This is a genomic window from Polynucleobacter sp. TSB-Sco08W16 (assembly GCF_018687455.1).
Classification (GTDB): domain Bacteria; phylum Pseudomonadota; class Gammaproteobacteria; order Burkholderiales; family Burkholderiaceae; genus Polynucleobacter.
The window spans coordinates 1,555,076-1,577,235 of record NZ_CP061291.1 but is presented as its reverse complement, the minus strand read 5'-3'; the positions used below and the strand labels follow the sequence as shown (position 1 = coordinate 1,577,235).

The 22,160-nt window shown below is 46.6% G+C and carries 24 protein-coding genes; 12 read left to right on the top strand and 12 right to left on the bottom strand.

Features of this window, described 5'->3' with window-relative positions:
* Positions 1–137 precede the first annotated feature (137 nt).
* The gene (gene dnaK / locus FD961_RS07905) at positions 138–2,069 is read left to right on the top strand and encodes a molecular chaperone DnaK (protein ID WP_071466065.1); all 1,932 of its coding nucleotides are present in this window, start codon (positions 138–140) and stop codon (positions 2,067–2,069) included.
* Between the two features lie 99 nt (positions 2,070–2,168).
* A complete protein-coding gene (dnaJ, locus tag FD961_RS07900) occupies positions 2,169–3,305 on the top strand; it encodes a molecular chaperone DnaJ (RefSeq protein ID WP_071466064.1) in 1,137 nt (378 codons plus the stop codon).
* Here the strand turns inward: dnaJ and panB are convergent, their stop codons facing one another.
* The 6 genes from panB to FD961_RS07870 are packed head-to-tail and all read right to left on the bottom strand — an operon-like array spanning position 3,306 to position 8,588.
* Positions 3,306–4,121 (bottom strand): 3-methyl-2-oxobutanoate hydroxymethyltransferase, encoded by an 816-nt coding sequence (gene panB, locus FD961_RS07895; protein WP_215393379.1) that lies wholly within the window; start codon positions 4,119–4,121, stop codon positions 3,306–3,308.
* 17 nt (positions 4,122–4,138) lie between these two features.
* Positions 4,139–4,666: a 2-amino-4-hydroxy-6-hydroxymethyldihydropteridine diphosphokinase gene (gene folK, locus FD961_RS07890; RefSeq protein WP_215393378.1), complete on the bottom strand. Its 528-nt coding sequence runs from the start codon at positions 4,664–4,666 to the stop codon at positions 4,139–4,141.
* 52 nt (positions 4,667–4,718) lie between these two features.
* Entirely contained in the window at positions 4,719–6,122 is a 1,404-nt protein-coding gene (gene pcnB / locus FD961_RS07885) for a polynucleotide adenylyltransferase PcnB (RefSeq protein WP_215393377.1), read from the bottom strand.
* The gene (locus FD961_RS07880) at positions 6,119–6,799 is read right to left on the bottom strand and encodes an HAD family phosphatase (protein ID WP_215393376.1); all 681 of its coding nucleotides are present in this window, start codon (positions 6,797–6,799) and stop codon (positions 6,119–6,121) included. The genes pcnB and FD961_RS07880 overlap by 4 nt, the downstream gene beginning before the upstream one ends.
* A 19-nt stretch (positions 6,800–6,818) precedes the next feature.
* Complete coding sequence (gene hda / locus FD961_RS07875) at positions 6,819–7,574, bottom strand: DnaA regulatory inactivator Hda (protein ID WP_215393375.1); 756 nt, start codon at positions 7,572–7,574, stop codon at positions 6,819–6,821.
* A gap of 24 nt (positions 7,575–7,598) precedes the next feature.
* The gene (locus tag FD961_RS07870) at positions 7,599–8,588 is read right to left on the bottom strand and encodes an AI-2E family transporter (protein WP_215393374.1); all 990 of its coding nucleotides are present in this window, start codon (positions 8,586–8,588) and stop codon (positions 7,599–7,601) included.
* A gap of 72 nt (positions 8,589–8,660) precedes the next feature.
* Here FD961_RS07870 and purM point away from each other — a divergent pair, with 72 nt between their 5' ends.
* On the top strand, positions 8,661–9,713 hold the full coding sequence (gene purM, locus FD961_RS07865) for a phosphoribosylformylglycinamidine cyclo-ligase (protein ID WP_215393373.1): 1,053 nt from the start codon (positions 8,661–8,663) through the stop codon (positions 9,711–9,713).
* A gap of 15 nt (positions 9,714–9,728) precedes the next feature.
* Here purM and miaA read toward each other — a convergent pair whose 3' ends face one another.
* Positions 9,729–10,733 carry a tRNA (adenosine(37)-N6)-dimethylallyltransferase MiaA gene (gene miaA, locus FD961_RS07860; protein WP_215393372.1) on the bottom strand — a complete coding sequence of 335 codons (1,005 nt, stop codon included), beginning with the start codon at positions 10,731–10,733 and terminating at the stop codon, positions 9,729–9,731.
* Between the two features lie 58 nt (positions 10,734–10,791).
* Here miaA and FD961_RS07855 point away from each other — a divergent pair, with 58 nt between their 5' ends.
* Entirely contained in the window at positions 10,792–11,436 is a 645-nt protein-coding gene (locus FD961_RS07855; protein ID WP_215393371.1) for a DedA family protein, read from the top strand.
* 6 nt (positions 11,437–11,442) lie between these two features.
* Here the strand turns inward: FD961_RS07855 and FD961_RS07850 are convergent, their stop codons facing one another.
* Entirely contained in the window at positions 11,443–12,285 is an 843-nt protein-coding gene (locus FD961_RS07850) for a SirB1 family protein (protein WP_071466056.1), read from the bottom strand.
* 5 nt (positions 12,286–12,290) lie between these two features.
* Positions 12,291–13,844 (bottom strand): murein biosynthesis integral membrane protein MurJ, encoded by a 1,554-nt coding sequence (gene murJ / locus FD961_RS07845; RefSeq protein WP_215393370.1) that lies wholly within the window; start codon positions 13,842–13,844, stop codon positions 12,291–12,293.
* A gap of 151 nt (positions 13,845–13,995) precedes the next feature.
* Here murJ and rpsT point away from each other — a divergent pair, with 151 nt between their 5' ends.
* Positions 13,996–14,262, top strand: coding sequence for a 30S ribosomal protein S20 (gene rpsT, locus FD961_RS07840; protein ID WP_071466054.1), 267 nt, complete (start codon positions 13,996–13,998; stop codon positions 14,260–14,262).
* Positions 14,263–14,337: 75 nt separating this feature from the next.
* Here the strand turns inward: rpsT and FD961_RS07835 are convergent, their stop codons facing one another.
* Positions 14,338–14,652, bottom strand: a complete 315-nt coding sequence (locus tag FD961_RS07835; protein ID WP_215393369.1) for a DUF3579 domain-containing protein — start codon at positions 14,650–14,652, stop codon at positions 14,338–14,340.
* 152 nt (positions 14,653–14,804) lie between these two features.
* Between FD961_RS07835 and argF the strand changes: the two genes are divergently transcribed.
* From argF to FD961_RS07815, 4 genes are all read left to right on the top strand, one after another.
* Positions 14,805–15,752, top strand: a complete 948-nt coding sequence (gene argF, locus FD961_RS07830) for an ornithine carbamoyltransferase (RefSeq protein WP_215394402.1) — start codon at positions 14,805–14,807, stop codon at positions 15,750–15,752.
* 52 nt (positions 15,753–15,804) lie between these two features.
* On the top strand, positions 15,805–17,037 hold the full coding sequence (locus FD961_RS07825; RefSeq protein WP_215393368.1) for an argininosuccinate synthase: 1,233 nt from the start codon (positions 15,805–15,807) through the stop codon (positions 17,035–17,037).
* A 36-nt stretch (positions 17,038–17,073) separates the two neighbouring features.
* On the top strand, positions 17,074–17,379 hold the full coding sequence (locus tag FD961_RS07820; RefSeq protein WP_215393367.1) for a pyrimidine/purine nucleoside phosphorylase: 306 nt from the start codon (positions 17,074–17,076) through the stop codon (positions 17,377–17,379).
* A 66-nt stretch (positions 17,380–17,445) separates the two neighbouring features.
* A complete protein-coding gene (locus tag FD961_RS07815) occupies positions 17,446–18,186 on the top strand; it encodes a hypothetical protein (protein WP_215393366.1) in 741 nt (246 codons plus the stop codon).
* 13 nt (positions 18,187–18,199) lie between these two features.
* Here the strand turns inward: FD961_RS07815 and FD961_RS07810 are convergent, their stop codons facing one another.
* Together FD961_RS07810 and FD961_RS07805 are read right to left on the bottom strand one after the other, a co-directional pair.
* A complete protein-coding gene (locus FD961_RS07810) occupies positions 18,200–18,649 on the bottom strand; it encodes a DUF192 domain-containing protein (RefSeq protein ID WP_215393365.1) in 450 nt (149 codons plus the stop codon).
* An 84-nt stretch (positions 18,650–18,733) separates the two neighbouring features.
* Complete coding sequence (locus tag FD961_RS07805) at positions 18,734–18,937, bottom strand: cold-shock protein (protein ID WP_011903586.1); 204 nt, start codon at positions 18,935–18,937, stop codon at positions 18,734–18,736.
* A gap of 276 nt (positions 18,938–19,213) precedes the next feature.
* On the opposite strand from FD961_RS07805, the gene clpS reads away from it, so the two are divergent.
* The 3 genes from clpS to FD961_RS07790 are packed head-to-tail and all read left to right on the top strand — an operon-like array spanning position 19,214 to position 22,138.
* A complete protein-coding gene (clpS, locus tag FD961_RS07800; RefSeq protein ID WP_068949325.1) occupies positions 19,214–19,570 on the top strand; it encodes an ATP-dependent Clp protease adapter ClpS in 357 nt (118 codons plus the stop codon).
* Positions 19,567–21,873 carry an ATP-dependent Clp protease ATP-binding subunit ClpA gene (gene clpA, locus FD961_RS07795; RefSeq protein WP_071466049.1) on the top strand — a complete coding sequence of 769 codons (2,307 nt, stop codon included), beginning with the start codon at positions 19,567–19,569 and terminating at the stop codon, positions 21,871–21,873. Before clpS ends, clpA begins: the two co-directional genes overlap by 4 nt.
* Positions 21,874–21,904: 31 nt before the next feature.
* A complete protein-coding gene (locus FD961_RS07790) occupies positions 21,905–22,138 on the top strand; it encodes a hypothetical protein (RefSeq protein WP_071466048.1) in 234 nt (77 codons plus the stop codon).
* Positions 22,139–22,160 lie beyond the last annotated feature (22 nt).

The window sequence follows — 22,160 nt, the reverse complement described above, 5'->3', positions numbered from 1 at the left end:
CTTTTTTGCTCTTCTACCCCTTGAATTCCCTTTTTTAGACCCCATTTATTGGGTATTGGAATATTCGCGGCAGTTCAGATGAATTGCCTCAATCAACTTAGAAGTACAACAAAGTAACTTAATTTTTTGGAGTAATTATGGGAAAGATTATCGGAATCGACTTAGGAACCACTAACTCGTGCGTTTCAGTCGTTGAAAACAATGCACCTAAAGTTGTCGAGAACGCAGAAGGCGGTCGTACAACTCCATCCATCATTGCCTATGTTGAGGATGGTGAAGTATTGGTTGGTGCGCCAGCAAAACGTCAGTCAGTGACTAATCCTAAAAATACGATTTATGCAGTGAAGCGTTTGATGGGTCGTAAGTTTACCGATCCTGAAGTGCAAAAAGACATTAGCCTGATGCCTTATGAAATTATTCAAGCAGACAATGGCGATGCTTGGGTTCAGGCACGCGATAAGAAAATGGCGCCACAGCAAGTTTCTGCTGAGATCTTGCGCAAGATGAAAAAGACTGCCGAAGACTATCTTGGCGAAGAAGTAACCGAGGCGGTGATTACTGTTCCTGCTTACTTTAATGACAGCCAACGTCAAGCTACCAAAGATGCTGGTCGTATTGCCGGCTTAGATGTCAAGCGCATCATTAATGAGCCAACTGCTGCCGCATTGGCTTTTGGATTGGATAAGCAAGACAAAGTAGATCGTAAGATTGCTGTGTACGACTTGGGCGGCGGTACATTCGACGTATCCATTATTGAGATTGCTAACGTTGATGGTGAGAAGCAGTTTGAGGTGCTCTCTACCAACGGTGACACATTCTTGGGTGGTGAGGACTTTGACCAACGCATCATTGACTGGATCATTGCTGAGTTTAAGAAAGAGCAAGGCGTTGATTTGAGCAAAGACGTTTTAGCATTGCAACGCTTGAAAGATGCTGCAGAAAAAGCCAAGATCGAATTGTCATCTGCACAACAAACTGAAATTAACCTGCCTTATGTGACAGCTGATGCTAGCGGTCCTAAGCATTTGAACTTGAAGTTGACCCGTGCTAAGTTGGAATCTTTGGTAGAAGAGTTGATCAAGCGTACCGCTGGTCCTTGCTTAACTGCCATTAAAGATGCCGGCGTAAACGTAGCGGATATCGACGACGTGATTTTGGTCGGTGGCCAGACTCGTATGCCTGCAGTTCAAGACAAAGTAAAAGAAATCTTTGGCAAAGAGCCACGTAAAGACGTAAATCCTGATGAAGCGGTAGCCGTTGGTGCAGCTATTCAAGGTTCCGTATTGTCTGGCGATCGCAAAGACGTATTGCTCTTGGATGTGACTCCATTGTCTTTGGGTATCGAAACTCTTGGTGGCGTGATGACCAAGATGATTCCGAAGAACACAACGATTCCTACCAAGCATTCACAGGTTTACTCTACTGCAGAAGATAATCAGCCTGCGGTAACTATCAAATGCTTCCAAGGTGAGCGTGAGATGGCGGCTGCAAATAAATTGCTCGGTGAATTTAATCTCGAAGGTATTGCACCTGCGCAACGCGGTATGCCACAAATTGAAGTGACTTTTGATATCGATGCCAACGGTATTTTGCATGTAACTGCAAAAGACAAGACCACTGGTAAAGAGAACAAGATCACCATCAAGGCAAACTCTGGTTTGACTGAAGAAGAAATTCAACGCATGGTGAAAGATGCTGAAGCCAATGCTGCTGAAGATAAGAAAGCATTGGAGCTGGTAACTGCACGCAATACTGCAGATGCCTTGGCTCACTCTACCAAGAAGGCCTTGGAAGAGCATGGTGCTAGCTTAGAAGCCGCTGAAAAAGAGGCGATTGAAGCGGCCCTCAAAGAATTGGATGAAGCAATCAAAGGTAGCGATAAAGAAGCCATTGAAGCCAAGACCGAAGCTTTGGGTAAAGCAAGTCAGAAGCTGGGCGAGAAAGTCATGGCTGCTGAACAAGCTAAAGCAGGTGCTGCTCAAGGCGCAGCTCCTGGTGGCGAGCCAAAAGCAGCCCCAGATGCTGATGTTGTTGATGCGGACTTCAAAGAAGTTGATGACAAGAAATAATCTAGTCAACACGTATCGTTAACGTAGTTTTGATGTACTTAAATAACAAGTCGGCCTCGTGCCGACTTGTGTCATTCAGGTTGTTGAGAGGAATAGGCTGTGTCTAAAGGTAAACGCGATTTTTACGAAGTGCTTGGTGTAGCAAAAGGTGCCAGTGACGATGAGTTGAAAAAGGCTTATCGCAAGATGGCAATGAAATATCATCCAGATCGCAATCCCGATAGTAAAACGGCTGAAGCCCAATTTAAAGAAGTTAAAGAAGCCTACGAAACACTCACAGATCCTAATAAGCGAGCAGCTTACGACCAGTATGGGCACGCTGGCGTAGACCCATCTATGGGCGGCGGTTTCGGTGGAGGTGGTTTTGGCGGCGGCGGCTTTGCAGATGCCTTCGGCGACATCTTTGGTGATATTTTCGGTCAAGGCGGCGGCCGTCAGTCTGGTCCACAAGTCTATAAAGGCGCAGATTTACGCTACAACATGGACATTAGCCTTGAGCAAGCAGCTGAGGGTTATACAACTCAAATTCGGGTGCCCAGTTGGAGTAACTGTAAGCCATGCCATGGCACTGGCGCAGAGCCTGGATCTAAGGCTGAGACATGTACTACTTGTAATGGTCATGGTCAGGTCCGTGTGCAGCAGGGCTTCTTCTCTATGCAACAAACTTGTCCTAAATGTCGTGGTACTGGCGAGTACATTCCTAAGCCTTGCAAAACTTGTCATGGCACCGGTAAGCATAAAGAACAAAAAACCCTAGAAATCAAAATTCCAGCGGGCATTGATGATGGTATGCGCGTACGTTCGGTCGGTAATGGTGAGCCAGGTATTAATGGCGGTCCAGCGGGCGATCTATATGTAGAGGTGCGCGTTAAGCCCCATAAGGTATTCGAGCGAGATGGCAGCGATTTACATGTGCAGATGCCAATCTCATTTGCAACAGCCACTATTGGTGGCGAGATAGAAGTGCCAACACTTTCAGGTCGGGTTGAGTTCCCCATCCCCGAGGGAACTCAGACAGGCAAAACCTTCCGCTTGCGTAATAAAGGCATTAAAGGCTTGCGCTCAACCTTAGTGGGTGATTTATTTGTTCACGTTGTCGTTGAAACGCCTGTGAAGTTGACTGACGAGCAAAAGAAAATGCTGCAGAAGTTTGATGACAGTCTTAAATCTGCTGGTGACAAACATAGCCCACAGCAAAAGGGTTGGTTTGACGGTGTAAAGAGTTTCTTTAGCTAATTAGCCAGCAAAACCGTACTCAGGTCCGGGAAATTTTCCGGACTTGACTTCACGCACGTAGGCCTTAACTGCGGCCTCTACAGAGTGATGGCCTTCCATGAAGTTCTTAACAAACTTGGGAGGTCTGCCGGGGCTAATGCCCAGCATATCTTGCAGAACTAATACCTGACCAGAGCAATCTGGGCCCGCTCCAATTCCTATGGTCGGAATATGGAGTTCAGCGGTAATCTTTTCGCCAAGTGAGGACGGGATAGCTTCAAGCACAACCATTTGCGCCCCTGCTTCTTGGCAGGCAAGTGCTTGCTCCAACATATGCGTAGCAGCATCTTTGGACTTGCCTTGAACTTTGTAGCCGCCGAGTACGTGCACGGACTGAGGAAGCAAGCCAAGGTGAGCGCAGACAGGAACGCTGCGTTCTACCAGATAACGGATGATGTCGACTTGCCAGTCTCCACCTTCTAGTTTGACCATATCAGCGCCAGCACGCATCAACATTGCTGCAGAATCCAAAGCCTGCACCGGGTCACCATAGCTGGCAAAAGGTAAGTCAGCGATCAAAAATGCGTGGGTGTTGGCGCGGGCGACACATTCGGTGTGATAAGCCATTTGTTCAATAGTCACCGGCGTTGTGCTGGAGTGGCCTTGAATGACGTTACCCAAAGAGTCGCCAATTAAGATGACCTCAACCCCGCAGCGATTTAGCAATGCAGACATAGTCGAATCATATGCAGTGAGCATGGTGATTTTTTCATGCTCGGCATGCATCGCCAGCAGCTTAGTAATTGAGAGTGGCTTGTCGCCTTGTAAGTAACCCATGGCGTGAGTTTAATGAATTAATGCGCCGTTTGGCTATAAACGTCTTTTTCCCCGCAATTGCAGTTACGGCAAGCGAGTTTTTCGATTCTTTGATGGGCTACTTTTGGGAGGTAGGCCTTTAGTTCGCCTAGATTCGGCAGGAAGAAGTCTGGCGCGATTTCGAGTAAAGGGAGCAATACAAATGAGCGTTCGATGATTCTGGGATGAGGAAGCATTAACTCAGTTTCATTTTGAATAACGCCCTCAAAAGACAAGATATCGAGATCCAGGGTGCGCGGCGCATTTGCATATGGACGCTCTCTACCAAATTCTTGTTCAATAGCTTGGCAGACATGAAGAAGGCCGTAAGGGCTTAATTGAGTTTCAATTTCAATAACGGCATTGATGTAGTCGCCACCAAGTGCGTCGACAGGTGCGCTTTGATAAAAGCAACTTTTGGCCAGAATATGTAATTCTGAGCGCTGTGCCAGACAAACGATGGCGTCAGTGATGAGTTGACGCGTGTCGCCGATATTGCCACCAAATCCGATAAATGCTCGTGCCATACGATTCCAAACTAGAGATGAAACTACTTTACTGAAATTTCTCTAAGTCTGCTTAGCTTGCCTCAGGTTCTGTTGGGGTGGCTGCTTTGGGTTTCCTGCGTCGGCGTCTTTTGACTGGCGATCCTAGTGTCGAGCCAGATTCATTTTTAGCCCTGGCCATCAGCTCCTCTTGGCCCACAGGGTCGGCCGCAATGAAGTTAGTCCACCATTCGCCGATGGCTGGATTCTGTTCGCCTGTGGCGCAGCGCAGAAGCATGAAGTCATAACCCGCCCTGAAGCGTGGGGATTCAACAAGGCGATAAGGGTAGCGCCCCACCCGTTTTTCGAAACGGGGCTGCATAGACCAGATTTCCCGCATATCACTCTCAAAGCGGCGCTGGATCGTCATGCCGCTACTTTGTGTGGCGATCGTGTCATCCATGGCATCGTGCAGTGCTGGGATATTAGCCATTCCTTTGGCGATATTTGCTTTCCAGTTTTGGAGGAGATCGGGCCAAAGTAATGTGGCAAATAAAAAGCCTGCTGAAACACTTTTACCTGACTGGATTCGTTCATCCGTATTGGCAAGGGCTAGCTTTACAAAATCATTGGCACCTTTAGAGGCTTCATTGTTATCTAGGATGTGATCTAGAAGCGGCAACAAGCCATGATGTAAACCAGCATCTCGTAGTCCTTGAATAGCAGCCCAAGAATAGCCTGACATTAAGAGTTTGAGAATTTCATCAAAGAGTCTTGCTGATGGCACATCTTGTAATAGCTTGCCCAGCTTGGCAATTGGCGCACGGGTAGCAGCATCCAGGGTAAATTCAGTTTTAGCTGCAAAACGAATCGCCCTGAGCATGCGAATAGGATCTTCTCGATAGCGTTTTGTAGGATCGCCAATCATGCGCAATGTTTTCTTTTGCATGTCGACCATACCACCGTGATAGTCCAAGACTGTCTCGCTTGAAGGATCGTAATACATTGCATTAATCGTAAAATCACGACGTGCTGCATCCTCACCTTGCGATCCCCAAACGTTGTCACGCAAAATGCGACCGCTTTCAGCAACATGGTCACCGGCGTTATCTAGCAGGGCTCTAAAGGTTGATACCTCAATAATTTCTGGATGACCCTTGCCAAAGAAGGTCACGTGCACAATCTGAAAGCGCCGACCAATGAGGCGCGCCTTGCGGAATAGTCTTTGCACCTGATCAGGGGTTGCATTGGTTGCTACATCAAAATCCTTGGGGCCAATTCCGAGAACAAGATCGCGTACTGCGCCACCAACAATAAATGCTTCGTAACCTGCTTGTTGCAAGGTTTGAGTTACTTTGACAGCATTCTTAGAGAGTAAGTGTGGATCAATGCGATGCGATTTTTTTGGGATGCGCTTAGGGGCTCCCGTATTGTTCGCTTGCGTATGTTTGACCATAGGGTCACGACGCAAGATGCGCTTAATAAATTTAGTAATCATGCAAACAATTCAAGAATGGGCCAATCGCGCTTTTGCGCTTCACTGCGCAGCCGATCATCAGGGTTAGTGGCAACAGGATGTCTTACTTGTTCAAGTAGGGGTAAATCATTCATCGAGTCAGAGTAGAAGTAACTGCGCGGCAATGTGCTCAAGCTCAGTTTTTGGTTCGCTAGCCAATCATGCAGATTCTGAATCTTTCCTTCGCGAAAGTTTGGAATGCCTTTGACTTCACCGGTGTAATTTGACAGAGGGTGATCATCGCTAGTCGCCGGCTCAGTAGCAATGAGATGCTCAATCCCAAAACTTTCAACAATTGGGCGAGTCACAAAGCTATTAGTGGCGGTGACCACACAGCATAAGTCGCCTGCATCTTGGTGGCGCTTTACTAAATCAATAGCTTCTTGCCGCAATTGACCGCGAATCACTTCTTCCATAAAAGCGTCGTGCCATTCTTTTAATTGGGCGCGTGAGTGTTCAGAGAGAGGCTTTAATGCGAAACGCAGAAACTCATGAATATCGAGCTTGCCGTCTTTGTAGTCCTGATAGAAGCGTTCATTTTGGCGAGCATAGTATTGGCTATCAACTACGCCGATGCGAGCCAAAAATTGGCCCCACTCATAATCGCTATCGCAAGGGAGTAGGGTGTGGTCTAAATCGAAAAGGGCTAGCTGGGTCACAAATAGAGTAATGAATGGATTATTTGGGCTGTAAGAGTTCGCGCACCAGGGGCAAGGTTACAGCACGTTTTGTTTCTAATGAATAAGCATCTAAAGCATCAATTAAAGCCATTAAATTGGGCATGTCACGGTAAAAGCGATTTAGCAACCATGGCAAGACGTCTGGAGATAAGACTAATCCACGCTCTTTGGCTGCCTGCTCCAATGCTTGTATTTTCTCATCATCGTCTAAAAGTTGGGTTTGGAAGATCAAACCCCAGCCTAGACGTGTTCGGAGGTCCTCTCGGAGTGTCAAATTAGTCGGCGCCGCTTTGCCAGCCATGAAGATATGAATATTTTTACTGGCATGAACTTCATTCAAAATCCGAAAGAGGGCGCCAACCAAGCGTTCATCTAAACGATCAACATCATCTACCGTGATGACTGAGGCGGTATCGGTTTGTACAAGAGTAGGTAATTTTTCCTCAAGGCGCACCCAAGATACAGGCTCACTCGGATTTAACGAGAAAGATTGAAGGCTGGCATTTTCTGCAGCCTGTTCCATGGCTTGAAGTAAGTGTGATCGGCCAGAGCCTTCAGGTCCCCACCAATAGATCCACCGATGGTTGAGTGGATTATTAGGCTCCTCTGTAGAGGGGCTTACCCAAGATTGACACAGTCTTTGTAATGTCGCTACTAATGCGCGATCTTTTCCTGGCAGGTAGTTGTCTAGACTGGCTTTAGGTGCGTGGCTAATATCTAAGGCGAATTGTCTTGGAAGCGGAGGTATGTTCACGAAGAGGTAATCATTAAAGCGAAATTATTTTTGATACCAAGAACTTTGTGCATAGACAGACCAAAGGTATTGAACGAGCACTAAGCTGACGGCGCTAATTGGCAAGGCAAGCAACACGCCAAAGAAACCAAAGATCTTGCCAAAGAGTAGCAAAGCAAAAACCACTGCTACTGGGTGAAGTCCAATGCGCTCACCCACTAGGCGCGGGGTTAGGAAGAAGCCCTCTAGAAATTGTCCCAGACCAAACAGGGCAAGGACTCCAACTAGTTGAGTACTCATACCAAATTGTAATAACGCAGAGAGAACTGCAAGGCTTAAGCCTAAAGTGATTCCAATATAAGGAATCACAATCATGATGGCAGTAAAGACGCCTAGTGCAACAGCTCCTTTAATTCCGATTACGGTTAGGCCGATACTATAAAAAACGGCCATGATAGAAATGACGATCAACATGCCGCGCAAATATTGGGATAACAAGCCATCGGTATGCATGGCTAAGTGATGTACGGTTTCTTGTGCGCGTGGCGGAACCAATTTTTTGATCAGACCAAAAAAATGTTCCCAATCAATCAGCAAATAAAACATCACAAAAATAATTAAGACACCATTTACAAATCCAGAGAGGACAGAGCTTCCAGATACGAGCACGGTATCTATCGTGCTGCCAATTAAGGTATCTGCGTTATCGCTAATATGTTCCGTAATTTTTGCTGTGACATTACTTTTGAAGGCGCCCCAATCAATATCAATATGCATTTGGACTAGCTTGGGTCCGAGCCAAGACTGAGTGCTGGCAATCCATTCCGGGAGTTGGGCTTTAATTAGGGGAATCTCAAATTTCAGAAGGCCAATTAAGAGACCAAAGATGCCAAAAATCAGAGATAGGCCAACCACCATGCTGAGCGCTGCGGCCAGAGGGCGGGGAATCTGACGCCTCTCCAGCCACAGGCAAAGGGGGCGCAGGGCATATGCCAGGATGAATGCCGTCAAAAAAGGGGTAAAAATTTCAGCCATTACGAGTAATCCTCTAGAATTCAATGATTCTACTGATCCATTAGCATTTTTTACTATTATCCCAGCTCAAATATGACTTCATCTATCAATTCTTCCTCAAAAGGCCTTTCCTACCGTGATGCGGGGGTTGATATTGATGCTGGTGATGACTTAGTCGACCGCATTAAGCCTTTGGCTAAAAAGACCATGCGAGAAGGTGTTTTGGCTGGAATTGGTGGTTTTGGCGCTCTTTTTGAGATTCCAAAGCGTTATAAAGAGCCCGTTTTGGTATCTGGCACAGACGGGGTAGGAACAAAACTACGTTTGGCATTTGAGTGGAATCGTCACGATACGATCGGTCAAGACTTAGTTGCGATGAGTGTGAATGACATTTTGGTTCAGGGTGCAGAGCCGATGTTCTTCTTAGATTACTTCGCCTGCGGTAAGTTAACCGTGGATACAGCAGCAACTGTTGTTGGCGGTATTGCCAAAGGTTGCGAATTATCTGGCTGCGCACTTATTGGTGGCGAAACTGCAGAAATGCCTGGTATGTATCCTCCTGGCGAATATGACTTAGCTGGCTTTGCAGTCGGCGCAGTTGAAAAATCCAAAATTATTACCGGCAAAACCATTGTTCCTGGTGATGTGGTGTTGGCAATTGGCTCGAGTGGCGCGCACTCCAATGGTTACTCTTTGGTGCGTAAGATTATTGAACGTGCAGGTGCAAAGCCTAGCGATGACTTAGGCGGTCGCTCCTTGGGCGATGTTGTGATGGCCCCTACTGAAATTTATGTCAAACCATTATTGAAATTAATTTCTGAGATTGACGTTAAAGGAATGGCCCATATTACTGGTGGTGGCTTAGTGGATAACGTACCACGTGTCTTGCCGGAAAACACTCAAGCAGTTTTACATCGTGACAGCTGGCAAATGCCAGAACTCTTCCGTTGGTTGCAGATGAAGGGTGGCGTTGCGGATGCAGAGATGGTGCGTGTATTTAACTGCGGTATCGGCATGGTAGTGATCGTTGCCCCAAGCCAAGCAGATGTTGCGATCAAATCATTAACCTCGCAAGGTTTAAAAGCGTGGACAGTTGGTGAAGTGCTTGAGCGTCCTCAGGGCGCTCCACAAACGATCGTGATTTAAGCGCTCAACGCAAACTTACATCTTTAAGTTGTTTTTACAGTAATCCAAAGCTGCCTTCAGCTCTGCTGGGTTGAAGGGGTCAAAAGTATTCCTACCGGCAATGGCTCGGAGCCAAGTCAGCTGCCGTTTTCCGAGTTGTCTTGTTGCAGCCAACGCTTTATAGCGCATTTGCTCCGCATCAATTTCCCCATTCAGGAATTCCCAAGCCTGACGGTAGCCTACGGAGCGAATAGCAGGCAGATCTGCATGCAATCCAGAATTGCTGCGCAGTGTTTTAACTTCCTCTAAAAATCCGGCAAGCAGCATTTCATCAAAACGCTTTTCTAAATTTTGGTGGAGTCGTTTACGATCACTCGGTTCAAGCGATACCAATTTGATCCAGTCAGGAATAGTTGATCCTTCTCTGCCATCTTCGCTGGGTGAATCTGCTAGCAGCGTGGACATTGGCTTGCCGGTGATTTCAAATACCTCTAGGGCGCGCTGCACTCGTTGAGAGTCATTAGGCATTAAGCGTGCTGCAGTTTCTGGATCAACTAGAGCAAGTTTGGCGTGCATCGCAGGCCAACCTAATGTTTTACCTTCTTCATCTAAGCGGACTCGAATTTCTGGATTAGCGGTTGGTAATGAAGAGAGGCCATATGCCCAAGCTCTCCAATACAGCATGGTGCCACCCACTACGACGGGAATATTTCCGCGAGCACGAATTTCTTCACAGAGCCGTTTAGCATCTTTAGCAAATCGCGCCGCTGAATATACTTCGGTGGGCTCAAGGATATCGATGAGGTGATGAATTACAGCAGCTTGTTCTGCTGGAGTTGGTTTTGCGCTCCCAATATCGAGACCGCGATACACCAAAGCTGAGTCCATGCTGATTAATTCAATGGTGATACCAATGGATTTAGCGTGCTCAGCCAATGACATGGCGAGATGGGTTTTGCCTGCACCAGTAGGCCCCACAATACAAAGTATTGGACTGACTTTTGGCGACTGCATAGGCTGAATGTAGGGTTCAGTTTGCATGCTTCATTATAAGAGCCTGTTAATATCCGCAACAAACTACATGTTAGAGAGCGACTAGATGGATACCCTTTTGCAAATTAGTGATTTATTGCTTCATATTGATAAACACCTAGACGTTGTCATTTCTCAATATGGTCCTTGGGCATATGGCTTACTTTTTGCCATCATCTTTGCTGAAACGGGTTTAGTAGTAGCTCCATTTTTGCCTGGCGATTCTCTTTTGTTTATTGCGGGCGCCTATTGCGCTACAGAGCACTTCAATATTTGGACTTTATGTATTGGACTATTGATTGCCGCAGTGGTCGGTAATACCGTGAATTATTTCATTGGTCGCTGGATTGGGAAAAAGATCTTTAGCAGTCAATCGCGTTGGATCGATCAGGGCGCCTTGCTTAAAACGCATGCCTTTTATGAAAAGCATGGTGGCAAAACCATTATTCTGGCGCGCTTTCTACCTATTATCAGAACCTTTGCGCCATTCATTGCCGGTGTATCGGAGATGAACTTCACGCGCTTTCAGTTATTTAATGTCACGGGTGCAGCACTGTGGGTATTTGGATTAGTGATCGCCGGATATTTTTTTGGAAATATCCCTGTTATTCGTCAAAACTTAAACGTGATCGTACTGATAGGTATCGGTGCGGCAGCTGTGCCAGTAGTATTTGCTGCACTCTATAAATTATTTCAGCGCAAGAACAACTAAGCTGAATTAATGCAGCTTAGTTTGACTTTCTAAAGTAGCGATATGTTCACGTATGTCGCTAGCATCTTCTGCCTCAGGAGATTCGCTGAGATAACGATGCATATCTTCCAAAGCGGGGCGTAAATACTCTAGCTGCGCAAAGATGAGGCCACGATCTCGGATCTCCTCAATAGAGTCTGGCAGCAAAATCACCAAACGTTCCTGAATGCCTAGCAAGCGCTCCCAGCGTTCATGTTCTGAGTAAATCACCTTGAGGTTTCGCAGGAATCGAGACAAGATCTCACGTGCGCTTGAGGCCCTTAAGAAGACGTTTAGCGGGAGGCTGAGCTCACCACGATAGCCTTTGGCATCGAGATAGGGATCAAGCATCTCCTGCAGTTGATTCTTCGAGAGGGATTCTCCAGTCAAAGGATCCATGATCACTTCACCTTGTTGCAAGGAGATGCGCATCATGAAGTGATTCGGAAACGAAACCCCCCGAATTTTCAGGCCAATCTGTTGGCCCAATTCCATCATCAGAATTGCTAGGGAGATAGGAATGCCTCTACGATTCTCAAGCACATAGTGCAAATAAGAATTTTCAGGGGCATAAAAATCATTTGGGTTGGGACCAAAACCCAGTTCGGTATAAAAAAAGTGCTTCAGAATTTGCAAGCGCTGAACTGGTGAAGTATCGGGTGTAATACGTGTTTTTAATTTATTGCCCAGCTCATCAAGATGATCGAGAACACCTTGAACATCCAGATCTGGATATGCATGCTGTGCTACAGCGATGGCAGCTTCCGTTAATGGGAAGTGTTCGTCCTCAGTGACCAGGGAAGTGAAGTAGTCAAGTTGTTGTGTTGGCATACATCCTATTTTGCATGACGCAGGAATTTTTGCCAGCGAATTCCAACTAAAGCTAGGGCACCAAAGTAAACAATGGCTGCGGCAGCCAACCATAAAGCAACTAGGCCAATGCGCAGCCAAGGTTGCGCTTGAAGGGCAATCCAATTGTGGGCGCCTGCGGCATAAAAAAGGACTGCCGAAAAGGGGATTAAAGCTACAAGAAGTTGCCCCAAATACTTAGCCCATGAAGCGCCTGGAAGAGCCCCTCGTTTGTGTAGGCCAAACCATAGCAGGGCGGCATTGAGACAGGCGCCGGTGCCCACAGATAAGGCCAGACCAGCATGACCAAGCCAAGGTACGAATACTAGGTTTGCCAGCTGAGTGGCGACTAGAACCAATAGGCCAATTTTGACGGGGGTGCGAATGTCTTGGCGTGAGTAGAAGCCCGGTGCCAAAATCTTCACTAGGATTAATCCAATGAGGCCCACTCCATAGGCAGCTAATGCACGTTGCGTCATCAACACATCAAGCGCATTAAATTTTCCATAGTGGTACAAGACTGCAGCTAATGGCTCGCCAAAAATAAAGAGTGCAATTGCAGAGGGCGCTGCAAGCAAGAAGGTCAGCTGCAAGCCCCATACCAATAGTTCACCAGCATGTACTAAATCATTTTTTGCATTCGCCTTGCTCAGGCTTGGTAGCAGAACGGTGCCGAGTGCAACCCCGAGTAGTGCCGTTGGGAATTCCATCAGGCGATCTGCATATGAGAGCCATGAGACGCTACCGGCTTGTAAGCGCGATGCGATGTTGGTATTAATGATCAAAGAGATTTGCGCAACTGACACGGCAAATACAGCTGGCCCCATGAGTCTCAAGACGCGTCTTGCATCAGGATTGGCGATGGCTGCTTTGATGGCTCCAGGCAATAAACCAATCCGTGGCAAAAGACCTAGGCGAGAGAGAGCTGGAACCTGAATTACCAGTTGCAGAATGCCGCCTAAAAGAACACCAATGCTTAACGCATAAATTGGTTGCTCTAAGTGAGGTGCTAAAAAGATGGCGCTACCAATCAAAGCGAGGTTGAGCAAGACGGGCGTAAAGGCAGGAAGCGCAAACCGATGGTAGGTGTTCAAAATCCCTGCTGAGAGGGACACCATGGAAATCAGCCCGATATAAGGGAACATGATCCGGGTCATCACAACGCTGGCATCGTAGGCCGGCCCACCTTGAAAGCCTGTAGCAATCACCAAAATGAGCAAGGGCGCGCCAATAACGCCCAGTAGTACCGTTAGGAGCAAAGCCCAGAATAAGAGCGTGGCGACCGCATTAATGAGGATTTTGGCCTTGCTTTGATCCTCTTGGGTGGCAATTTCGCCCAAAATCGGGACAAATGCCTGGGAAAAGGCCCCCTCAGCGAAGAGTCGGCGAAGTAAATTGGGTAGCCTAAAAGCGACATTAAAGGCATCTGTCCACTCTGAAGCCCCGAAACTACGGGCAATCAGGGTCTCCCGTAGCAGGCCCGTAATACGGGAAAGCATGGTGAGAGAGCTAACCTTGGCGGCGGCAGAAAGCAGATTCATGAGCCGATTTTCACCTATTTGTGGGTGGACTGGGCTTTTTTGCCCCTTTAAGGTAAAATCTTGGGTTTTGGCGAGCTTGCTTATGAATCTAGCAAGTCCGCGAGATTTTTAACTAATCGCATTTTGCAATTTATAGAGGCAAGGTTTAAAGATGGCCAATACAGCACAAGCGCGCAAGCGCGCACGCCAGGCAGTAAAACAGAACGAGCATAACTCCAGTTTGCGTTCAAAGCTCCGCACTTCCATTAAGGCAGTTCGTAAAGCAATCGAAACTGGTGACAAAGCTTCTGCAGCGAAAGTATTCGCAGCAACTCAAGCAACAATCGACAAGATTGCTGACAAGAAGATTGCTCACAAAAATACTGCAGCACGTCAAAAGTCACGTTTGTCTGCAGCTATCAAGGCGATGGCAGCGTAATTTAGTAAAAGTTTTAGGCTGGTCGAATCATCGTTTCGACCTAAGCCCGCTCCTTATCAGAGCGGGTTTTTGTTTTTAAGGCTGAGCTGTGGGTGTTGGGTTGAACTCGCAGGCCTCTTCGATTGGTAGGTCGTTGTCTTGGGCAAAGTTCATGACAAAGTCTAGCGCCCGAGGATCGAGATCGCGCAGTCTAGTATCGATAACAACGCATTTCACTTTGGCAATAAGCACTGGTCTGACATAGGGCGAATAAGTGAAGCGAGGGTCTCCAGAATCTCCTGGAGGGCGAAAGGTAGCCATCACCCCGCAAAGACGCTCCGCCCAATCGCTGGGCCGAAATGGTTTGCCAGAAGTGGTAATGCCTTGAATGAAAAGCTTTTTGTGGTTCAAGTTGGCGTAAAGAAGTTCGTAAGAATCAGTATTACTAAGCCCTCTAGCTTAACAGCCTGAGGTGGCCGTAAGATGGCTTTATGTTCTATTTTCGTGCAGTTGAATGGTTTAAGAAAAAAATGCAAGCCAAAACTTTAGTAGAAAGCTCAACTATGACATCTCTGGCAAAGCCTCAAGTGCCTGGTCAGGTAAAGCACTACCTGCAGTTTTCTGACCTCACTCGTGAGGAATATGAATACTTACTAAAAAGATCAGCCTGGCTCAAAGCCAAGTTCAAGAGTTATGAGACTTGGCATCCTTTGCATGACCGTACTTTGGCAATGATTTTTGAAAAGCATTCTACGCGCACTCGCCTGTCCTTTGAAGCGGGCATACATCAGCTTGGTGGTCATGCGGTATACCTGAACACTCGCGATACTCAATTAGGTCGTGGTGAGCCTGTAGAGGACGCAGCGCAGGTGATCTCGCGCATGACTGACATCATCATGATTCGCACTTTTGGCCAAGAGATTATTGAGCGTTTTGCTGCGAACTCACGGGTCCCAGTCATCAATGGCCTTACAAATGAATATCACCCTTGCCAAGTTTTGGCAGATATCTTTACCTTCGTTGAGGCGCGCGGCCCGATTCAGGGTAGAACGGTGGCTTGGGTCGGTGATGCTAACAATATGGCTTACACCTGGATTCAGGCGGCTGAGTGCTTAGATTTTCAATTGTGCTTCTCGGCACCTGCAGGCTACCAATTGGATCCTGCGCGTTTGACGCAGAATGCAGCAAAACATTTGACGATCTGTGCTGATCCTAAGGATGCCTGCAAGGATGCAGATTTAGTCACCACTGATGTTTGGACTAGCATGGGCTATGAGGCTGAAAATACTTTGCGTATGAATGCTTTCCAAGACTGGATGGTTGATGAAGAGTTGATGGCAGTAGCAAAACCAGATGCTTTATTTATGCATTGTTTGCCAGCACACCGGGGTGAAGAAGTTTCAGCAGGCGTGATTGATGGTGCGCAAAGTGTTGTGTGGGAAGAAGCAGAAAACCGTTTACATGTCCAAAAAGCCTTGATGGAGTATTTACTCTGCGGTCGCTTGGACTAAGCAAGAAAATAGTAATTAATCCATTTATTAATTTTTGATTGAATAAGAAATCATGTCTGATATTAAAAAAGCCGTACTAGCCTATTCTGGTGGACTCGATACCAGTGTGATCTTGAAGTGGCTTCAAGACACCTATGGTTGCGAGATTGTGACCTTTACTGCTGACTTAGGTCAGGGTGAAGAGTTAGAGCCAGCGCGTGCTAAGGCATTGCAATTTGGCATCAAGCCTGAGAATATTTTTATTGATGACTTGCGTGAAGAGTTTGTGCGTGACTTTGTCTTCCCGATGTTCCGTGCCAACACCATATATGAGGGTGAGTATCTTTTGGGCACTTCAATTGCTCGCCCATTGATCGCTAAACGTCAAATCGAAATCGCTCGCTTAACTGGTGCTGACTCTGTATCTCACGGTGCTACTGGCAAAGGGAATGACCAGGTTCGCTTTGAATTGGGCTACTACGCTCTTGAGCCGGGAATTAAGGTGATCGCACCCTGGCGTGAGTGGGATCTCCTCTCCCGCGAGAAGTTAATGGCTTACGCTGAGAAGCATGGCATTCCAGTTGAGATGAAGCATAAGCAAGGCGGCTCTCCTTACTCAATGGACGCTAACTTGCTTCATATCAGCTATGAGGGCCGTCATCTTGAGAATCCAAATGCCGAGGCTGAAGAGTCAATGTGGCGCTGGACAGTTTCTCCTGAGAAGGCACCAGATACCCCAGAGATCATTGAGATTGAATTTAAAGCTGGCGACCCTGTGGCAATTAATGGCAAAGCTTATAAACCGCATGAATTGTTGGCAGAGCTCAATCGTATTGGCGGCATGCATGGAATTGGTCGCCTTGACTTGGTTGAGAACCGCTTTGTTGGTATGAAGAGCCGGGGTTGCTATGAAACTCCTGGCGGCACCATTCTTTTGAAGGCCCATCGCGGAATCGAGAGCATTACTCTAGATCGCGAAGTAGCTCACTTAAAAGACGACCTCATGCCTCGCTACGCTAGCTTGATATACAACGGCTTGTGGTGGTCTCCCGAGCGTCTCGCACTGCAAACATTAATTGATCATACTCAACAGATGGTGAATGGTGTTGTCCGTCTCAAGCTCTACAAAGGTTCTGTATCCGTGATTTCACGTGACTCAGCCAATACTTTGTTTGATCAAAATATTGCTACCTTTGATGATGATGGTGGTGCGTATAACCAAGCAGATGCCGGTGGTTTTATCAAGCTAAATGCATTGCGTATGCGTATTGCTGAAATTGCTAAGCGCAAGCGTGCTCAGAAATAATCCAAATTAGAACCAAACGAAATAGAAAGAACTCAGATGCAATTTGATCAAGTTTCAGTTGGCAAAAAAGCCAATGTATTTTTTGATGGCAAATGTGTTTCACACACAGTGACCTTGCCTAATGGTGTACGTAAGTCTGTTGGCGTGGTATTGCCAAGCACTTTGCGCTTTGACCTCAGTACCAAAGAAGTAATGGAAGTGGTTGATGGCAACGCATTTGTCAGCATCAATGGCGCTCCAGAGCAAGAGTTCAAGGCTGGTCAAACCTGGGAAGTAGAAAAAGGTGGTTACTTTATTATTCGCGCTGAGCAACCAGTGCACTATGTCTGCCACTTTGAGTAATGAGTACTTGTTTTAAATAAAGCCACCTTCGGGTGGTTTTATTTCGTGCCATGTAAGAATCCGCAAATGAAGATCATTTACATAGTTATTGCGATCGGGGCGCTGATGTCCTCTTCCGCATATTCTCAGGTTTTTGATGTTCCCCATAAAGACGATGCTCCGACTAGAACATTGCTTACTCCAGTTAAAAATGCCAAGGCAGTTGTGTTGCTATTTCCTGGTGGTGGTGGCGTCTTAAATTTGCAGGACGATGGCTCAACTACTAACGGCCATACTTTTGTCAGATCCAAGGATCTCTGGGCTCAATACGGAATAGACTCTGTTTTGGTTGATACCCCTTATGACCTGGGGGCTGGTATGCGTAACTCTCGATCCATTAGAGATCATCAGCAAAGAATTTTGAATGTCATTTCTTATTACAAAGAAAAGTTCAATCTACCAGTATGGATATTTGGTCACAGCATGGGTACCGTAAGCGTTACCGAATTTGTTAATGGCGGAAAAGAAAAAGAAAGACTCATAGCTGGAGTCATAGTGGCAGGAACTTTCAGATCTGCAACGGTAGATTCGGATGTGACGGTGCCGGTACTAGCAATTCATCATGTTGACGATGGCTGTGGATCAACGCCATTCGTTTCGTCTGAGAGAATTATCGAGGGACGATCAAAGCAATTGAGATCCCAGTTCATTCAGATTGAAGGCGGAATTAGCGAGGGTGATGTTTGCGGCTCAAGGGCTTATCACGGCTTTAATCAAAAAGAGTCTGAGTTTGTGAAATCTGCCGCCCAATTCATACTAAAGAATTAGAAAAGCCTAATGATTATTTTGGTAAGCCGCTGATAATGCTGCCCGGCACAATCACCCTGTCGGAGAACCACTGCTTATTCATTTCGAGAGCATAACGAACATTAGCTCTTGGGCAATGATTGTTGGTTGTCTCTGCTTGCATCTCTTCGATGTTCACAATCCTGCCATCGTCTGCGATGAATGCAATCGACAATGGAATCTTGGTATTGTTCATCCAGAAGCAATGACCAGCTTTTTGTTCAAAGATAAACAGCATTCCAGAATTCGTAGGCATGCTAGTGCGATTCATGAGGCCAACTTCTCTTGCTTTGGGGGTATCAGCAAGCTCTGCCTGAATGCGATAGATGCCGGTCTTGAGTTCAATAGTCGGTAAGCCTACGTTCACTTGTGCCAAGGCCAGCGACGATCCGATAAAAAGAGTAGCTGCAATGAGCTTGCAGAAAAATTGAGCAGTTGTTTTCATTACTAGTATTTTAAGTGAGCCAATTTTTAGACGAAAAAAAACCCAGGAACGAATCCTGGGTTTTCCATAATGATCTAAGGACTATTAAGCCGCTTGGATATTGGTAGCTTGCTTGCCTTTAGGACCTTGGGTAATGTCAAACGTTACCTTTTGGTTTTCCTTAAGGGTTTTGAACCCAGGCATAGTAATTGCGCTGAAATGCGCGAACAACTCTTCTTCACCATCATCAGGTTTGATAAAGCCAAAACCTTTTGCATCATTGAACCACTTAACAATTCCGGTCGCCATGCGAACTCCATTACATAAACTTAAAACAACCGTGATGAGGGTAAATACTTTTTAATCAGTCTCAATCCACAACACGCCTAAATAGAACCTCTTTTGAAGCCTACCCCCTGATTGTTTGCCCTTTTTGTAGGGGTGTCAAGGAGTTATATGCACTTACCCCCTATTAATGACCCCTTTTTTTATCGAAAAATGCCCCAATATGGTTTAAATGGGGCTTTTTGCGTGTTTTTCGCAACAAGACCCTCCTTTAAATAAGTTTGGATATCTGTGTTTAGAATGTTTCTCATGAGCCGCACTCCCAAAAATCCCACTACTGGCGTCCCCGCCAATCCCTACGTTGAAGACACCCTTTTGCTCGAAAAACAGGTCGAGCAAGTTAAGGCTCCTTCAATGTACAAAGTTTTGTTACTGAATGACGATTACACGCCGATGGAATTTGTAGTGATGGTCATTCAGGAGTATTTTAATAAGGACCACGAAACAGCAACGCGCATCATGTTGCAAGTTCATTTGGTTGGTAAAGGCGTTTGCGGAATATTTACCCGTGATGTTGCTGCCACCAAGGTGCATCAAGTTATTGAATTATCCCGTGAAGCGGGTCACCCACTACAGTGCACTATGGAGGAAGCATGATTGCCCAAGAACTAGAAGTAAGTCTGCACATGGCGTTTGTTGACGCACGGGCATCCCGACACGAATTCATTACCGTGGAACATTTGCTGGCCGCCTTGCTTGACAACGCTACCGCGGTAGAAGTACTCAAGGCATGCGCTGTCAATATCGCAGAGTTACGCGCTCAACTGAAAAACTTTATCAATGACAACACACCAGTAGTGCCCGGTAATGATGAAGTAGATACACAGCCTACATTAGGATTTCAGCGAGTGATTCAACGTGCCATCATGCACGTGCAATCGACATCCAATGGTAAGAAAGAAGTGACTGGTGCAAATGTATTGGTTGCCATCTTTGGCGAGAAAGATTCTCATGCGGTGTACTTCTTGCAACAGCAAGGCGTTACTCGCTTAGATGTCGTGAACTTCATTAGCCATGGCGTTCGTAAAGACCAAACTGAGCATGTAAAGCCTGCTGACACTACGCAAGAGACAGAAGAGGCAGCCTCGTCAGGTAAAGAGAGCCCTCTCGATCAGTACACCCAGAACCTAAATGCCTTGGCTCGCCAGGGGAAGATTGACCCACTGATTGGTCGTGAGAGCGAAGTAGAGCGTGTGATTCAAGTGCTTTGCCGTCGCCGCAAGAACAATCCTTTGTTAGTTGGCGAAGCTGGTGTTGGTAAAACTGCCATTGCTGAAGGCTTGGCCTGGAGAATCGTTAAGGGCGATGTACCCGACATTTTGGCTGACGCCACCGTGTATTCATTAGATATGGGTGCATTACTGGCTGGTACCAAATACCGTGGTGACTTCGAGCAACGTTTAAAGAGTGTTCTTAAGTCACTAAAAGATCACGCTCATGGCGTTTTATTTATTGATGAGATTCATACCCTGATTGGTGCGGGCGCTGCCTCGGGCGGCACTTTAGATGCAAGTAATTTATTAAAGCCAGCCCTGTCTAATGGGCAACTCAAATGTATTGGTGCAACCACCTTCACTGAATACCGTGGCATCTTCGAAAAAGACGCAGCTCTATCACGTCGCTTCCAAAAAGTAGATGTAGTGGAGCCAACCGTTGATCAGACTGTGCAAATTTTGCGCGGCCTGAAATCTCGCTTCGAGGAACACCACAGCGTGAAATACGCAGCTGGCGCTTTAGTGGCTGCAGCAGAACTTTCTGCCCGATATATCAATGATCGTCACTTGCCTGATAAAGCAATTGATGTGATTGATGAGGCAGGTGCTGCTCAACGTATTTTGCCGAAGTCCAAGCAGAAGAAAACCATTGGTCGTCCCGAGATCGAAGAGATTGTTGCCAAGATTGCTCGTATACCGCCCCAATCTGTCACTGTGGACGATCGTAGCAAGCTGCAAACCTTGGATCGCGATATTAAGAGCGTGGTTTTTGGTCAAGATCCTGCCATTGAGGCTTTGGCTAGCGCCATTAAGATGACTCGTGCCGGTCTTGGCAAGATTGATCGCCCAATTGGCTCATTCTTATTCTCAGGGCCGACAGGTGTTGGTAAGACTGAGGTTGCAAAACAGCTTGCTTATATCCTAGGTATTGAGCTTCTACGTTTTGATATGTCTGAGTACATGGAGCGTCATGCCGTTAGCCGTTTAATTGGTGCCCCTCCAGGTTATGTTGGCTTTGATCAAGGCGGCCTGCTTACTGAAGCCGTCAATAAGAAGCCGCATTGCGTCCTCTTGCTCGATGAGATTGAAAAAGCCCATCCAGATATTTTCAACATCCTCTTGCAGGTGATGGATCACGGTACTTTGACGGATAACAATGGTCGCAAAACTGACTTCCGTAACGTGATCATCATCATGACCACAAATGCTGGTGCTGAAGCGATGCAGAAATCCACCATGGGCTTTACCAATGTCCGTGAGACTGGTGATGAGATGGCTGATATTAAGAAATTCTTCACGCCTGAGTTCCGCAACCGTTTAGATGCTATCGTTTCCTTCAAGGCACTTGATGAAACTATCATCATGCGTGTGGTGGATAAGTTCTTGATGCAGTTAGAAGAGCAATTGCATGAGAAGAAGGTCGATGCTACCTTTAGCCCAGCATTACGTGCACACTTGGCTAAACATGGTTTCGACCCACTCATGGGCGCGAGACCAATGCAGCGGATTATTCAAGATACTGTACGCAAGGCCCTTGCTGATGAATTACTGTTTGGTAAGTTGGCTCAGGGCGGTCATGTAGATGTGGATATCGATGCAGATGGCAAAGTGCTGTTGAACTTTGATACCCCAAAATTACCAGGTAAGGCTGCTAAGGCTGATATAGCTCCTGCAGAAGAAATTTAATCCACACTAGATTTACTAATAAAGGGAAAACATGTCTCATCACGATAAATTGCTGGAAGCTTTTGAAACTTACAAAGCGGAGAATGAAAAGTTTCAAGGTAAAGGAATCAAAGCATCTGCAGCGCGTGCTCGCAAGGCCTTGCAAGAAATTGCTGGCTCATGCAAAGAGCGTCGCAAAGAAATCACTGCTGAAAAAGAATCTCGTGAAGGTGCTGGTGCTGGCATGTCGCAAGACGCTGCTCGTCATGCGCATATTCGTAAGTAATCCCCTTCATACCTTGTGAGTA

Coding starts and splice junctions, on each gene's coding strand:
- dnaK (WP_071466065.1), top strand. CDS start 138: ATGGGAAAGATTATCGGAATCGACTTAGGAACCACTAACTCGTGCGTT.
- panB (WP_215393379.1), bottom strand. CDS start 4,121: ATGGGTTACTTACAAGGCGACAAGCCACTCTCAATTACTAAGCTGCTG.
- folK (WP_215393378.1), bottom strand. CDS start 4,666: ATGGCACGAGCATTTATCGGATTTGGTGGCAATATCGGCGACACGCGT.
- pcnB (WP_215393377.1), bottom strand. CDS start 6,122: ATGATTACTAAATTTATTAAGCGCATCTTGCGTCGTGACCCTATGGTC.
- FD961_RS07870 (WP_215393374.1), bottom strand. CDS start 8,588: ATGGCTGAAATTTTTACCCCTTTTTTGACGGCATTCATCCTGGCATAT.
- purM (WP_215393373.1), top strand. CDS start 8,661: ATGACTTCATCTATCAATTCTTCCTCAAAAGGCCTTTCCTACCGTGAT.
- miaA (WP_215393372.1), bottom strand. CDS start 10,733: ATGCAAACTGAACCCTACATTCAGCCTATGCAGTCGCCAAAAGTCAGT.
- FD961_RS07855 (WP_215393371.1), top strand. CDS start 10,792: ATGGATACCCTTTTGCAAATTAGTGATTTATTGCTTCATATTGATAAA.
- FD961_RS07850 (WP_071466056.1), bottom strand. CDS start 12,285: ATGCCAACACAACAACTTGACTACTTCACTTCCCTGGTCACTGAGGAC.
- murJ (WP_215393370.1), bottom strand. CDS start 13,844: ATGAATCTGCTTTCTGCCGCCGCCAAGGTTAGCTCTCTCACCATGCTT.
- rpsT (WP_071466054.1), top strand. CDS start 13,996: ATGGCCAATACAGCACAAGCGCGCAAGCGCGCACGCCAGGCAGTAAAA.
- argF (WP_215394402.1), top strand. CDS start 14,805: ATGACATCTCTGGCAAAGCCTCAAGTGCCTGGTCAGGTAAAGCACTAC.
- FD961_RS07825 (WP_215393368.1), top strand. CDS start 15,805: ATGTCTGATATTAAAAAAGCCGTACTAGCCTATTCTGGTGGACTCGAT.
- FD961_RS07820 (WP_215393367.1), top strand. CDS start 17,074: ATGCAATTTGATCAAGTTTCAGTTGGCAAAAAAGCCAATGTATTTTTT.
- FD961_RS07815 (WP_215393366.1), top strand. CDS start 17,446: ATGAAGATCATTTACATAGTTATTGCGATCGGGGCGCTGATGTCCTCT.
- FD961_RS07810 (WP_215393365.1), bottom strand. CDS start 18,649: ATGAAAACAACTGCTCAATTTTTCTGCAAGCTCATTGCAGCTACTCTT.
- FD961_RS07805 (WP_011903586.1), bottom strand. CDS start 18,937: ATGGCGACCGGAATTGTTAAGTGGTTCAATGATGCAAAAGGTTTTGGC.
- clpS (WP_068949325.1), top strand. CDS start 19,214: ATGTTTCTCATGAGCCGCACTCCCAAAAATCCCACTACTGGCGTCCCC.
- clpA (WP_071466049.1), top strand. CDS start 19,567: ATGATTGCCCAAGAACTAGAAGTAAGTCTGCACATGGCGTTTGTTGAC.
- FD961_RS07790 (WP_071466048.1), top strand. CDS start 21,905: ATGTCTCATCACGATAAATTGCTGGAAGCTTTTGAAACTTACAAAGCG.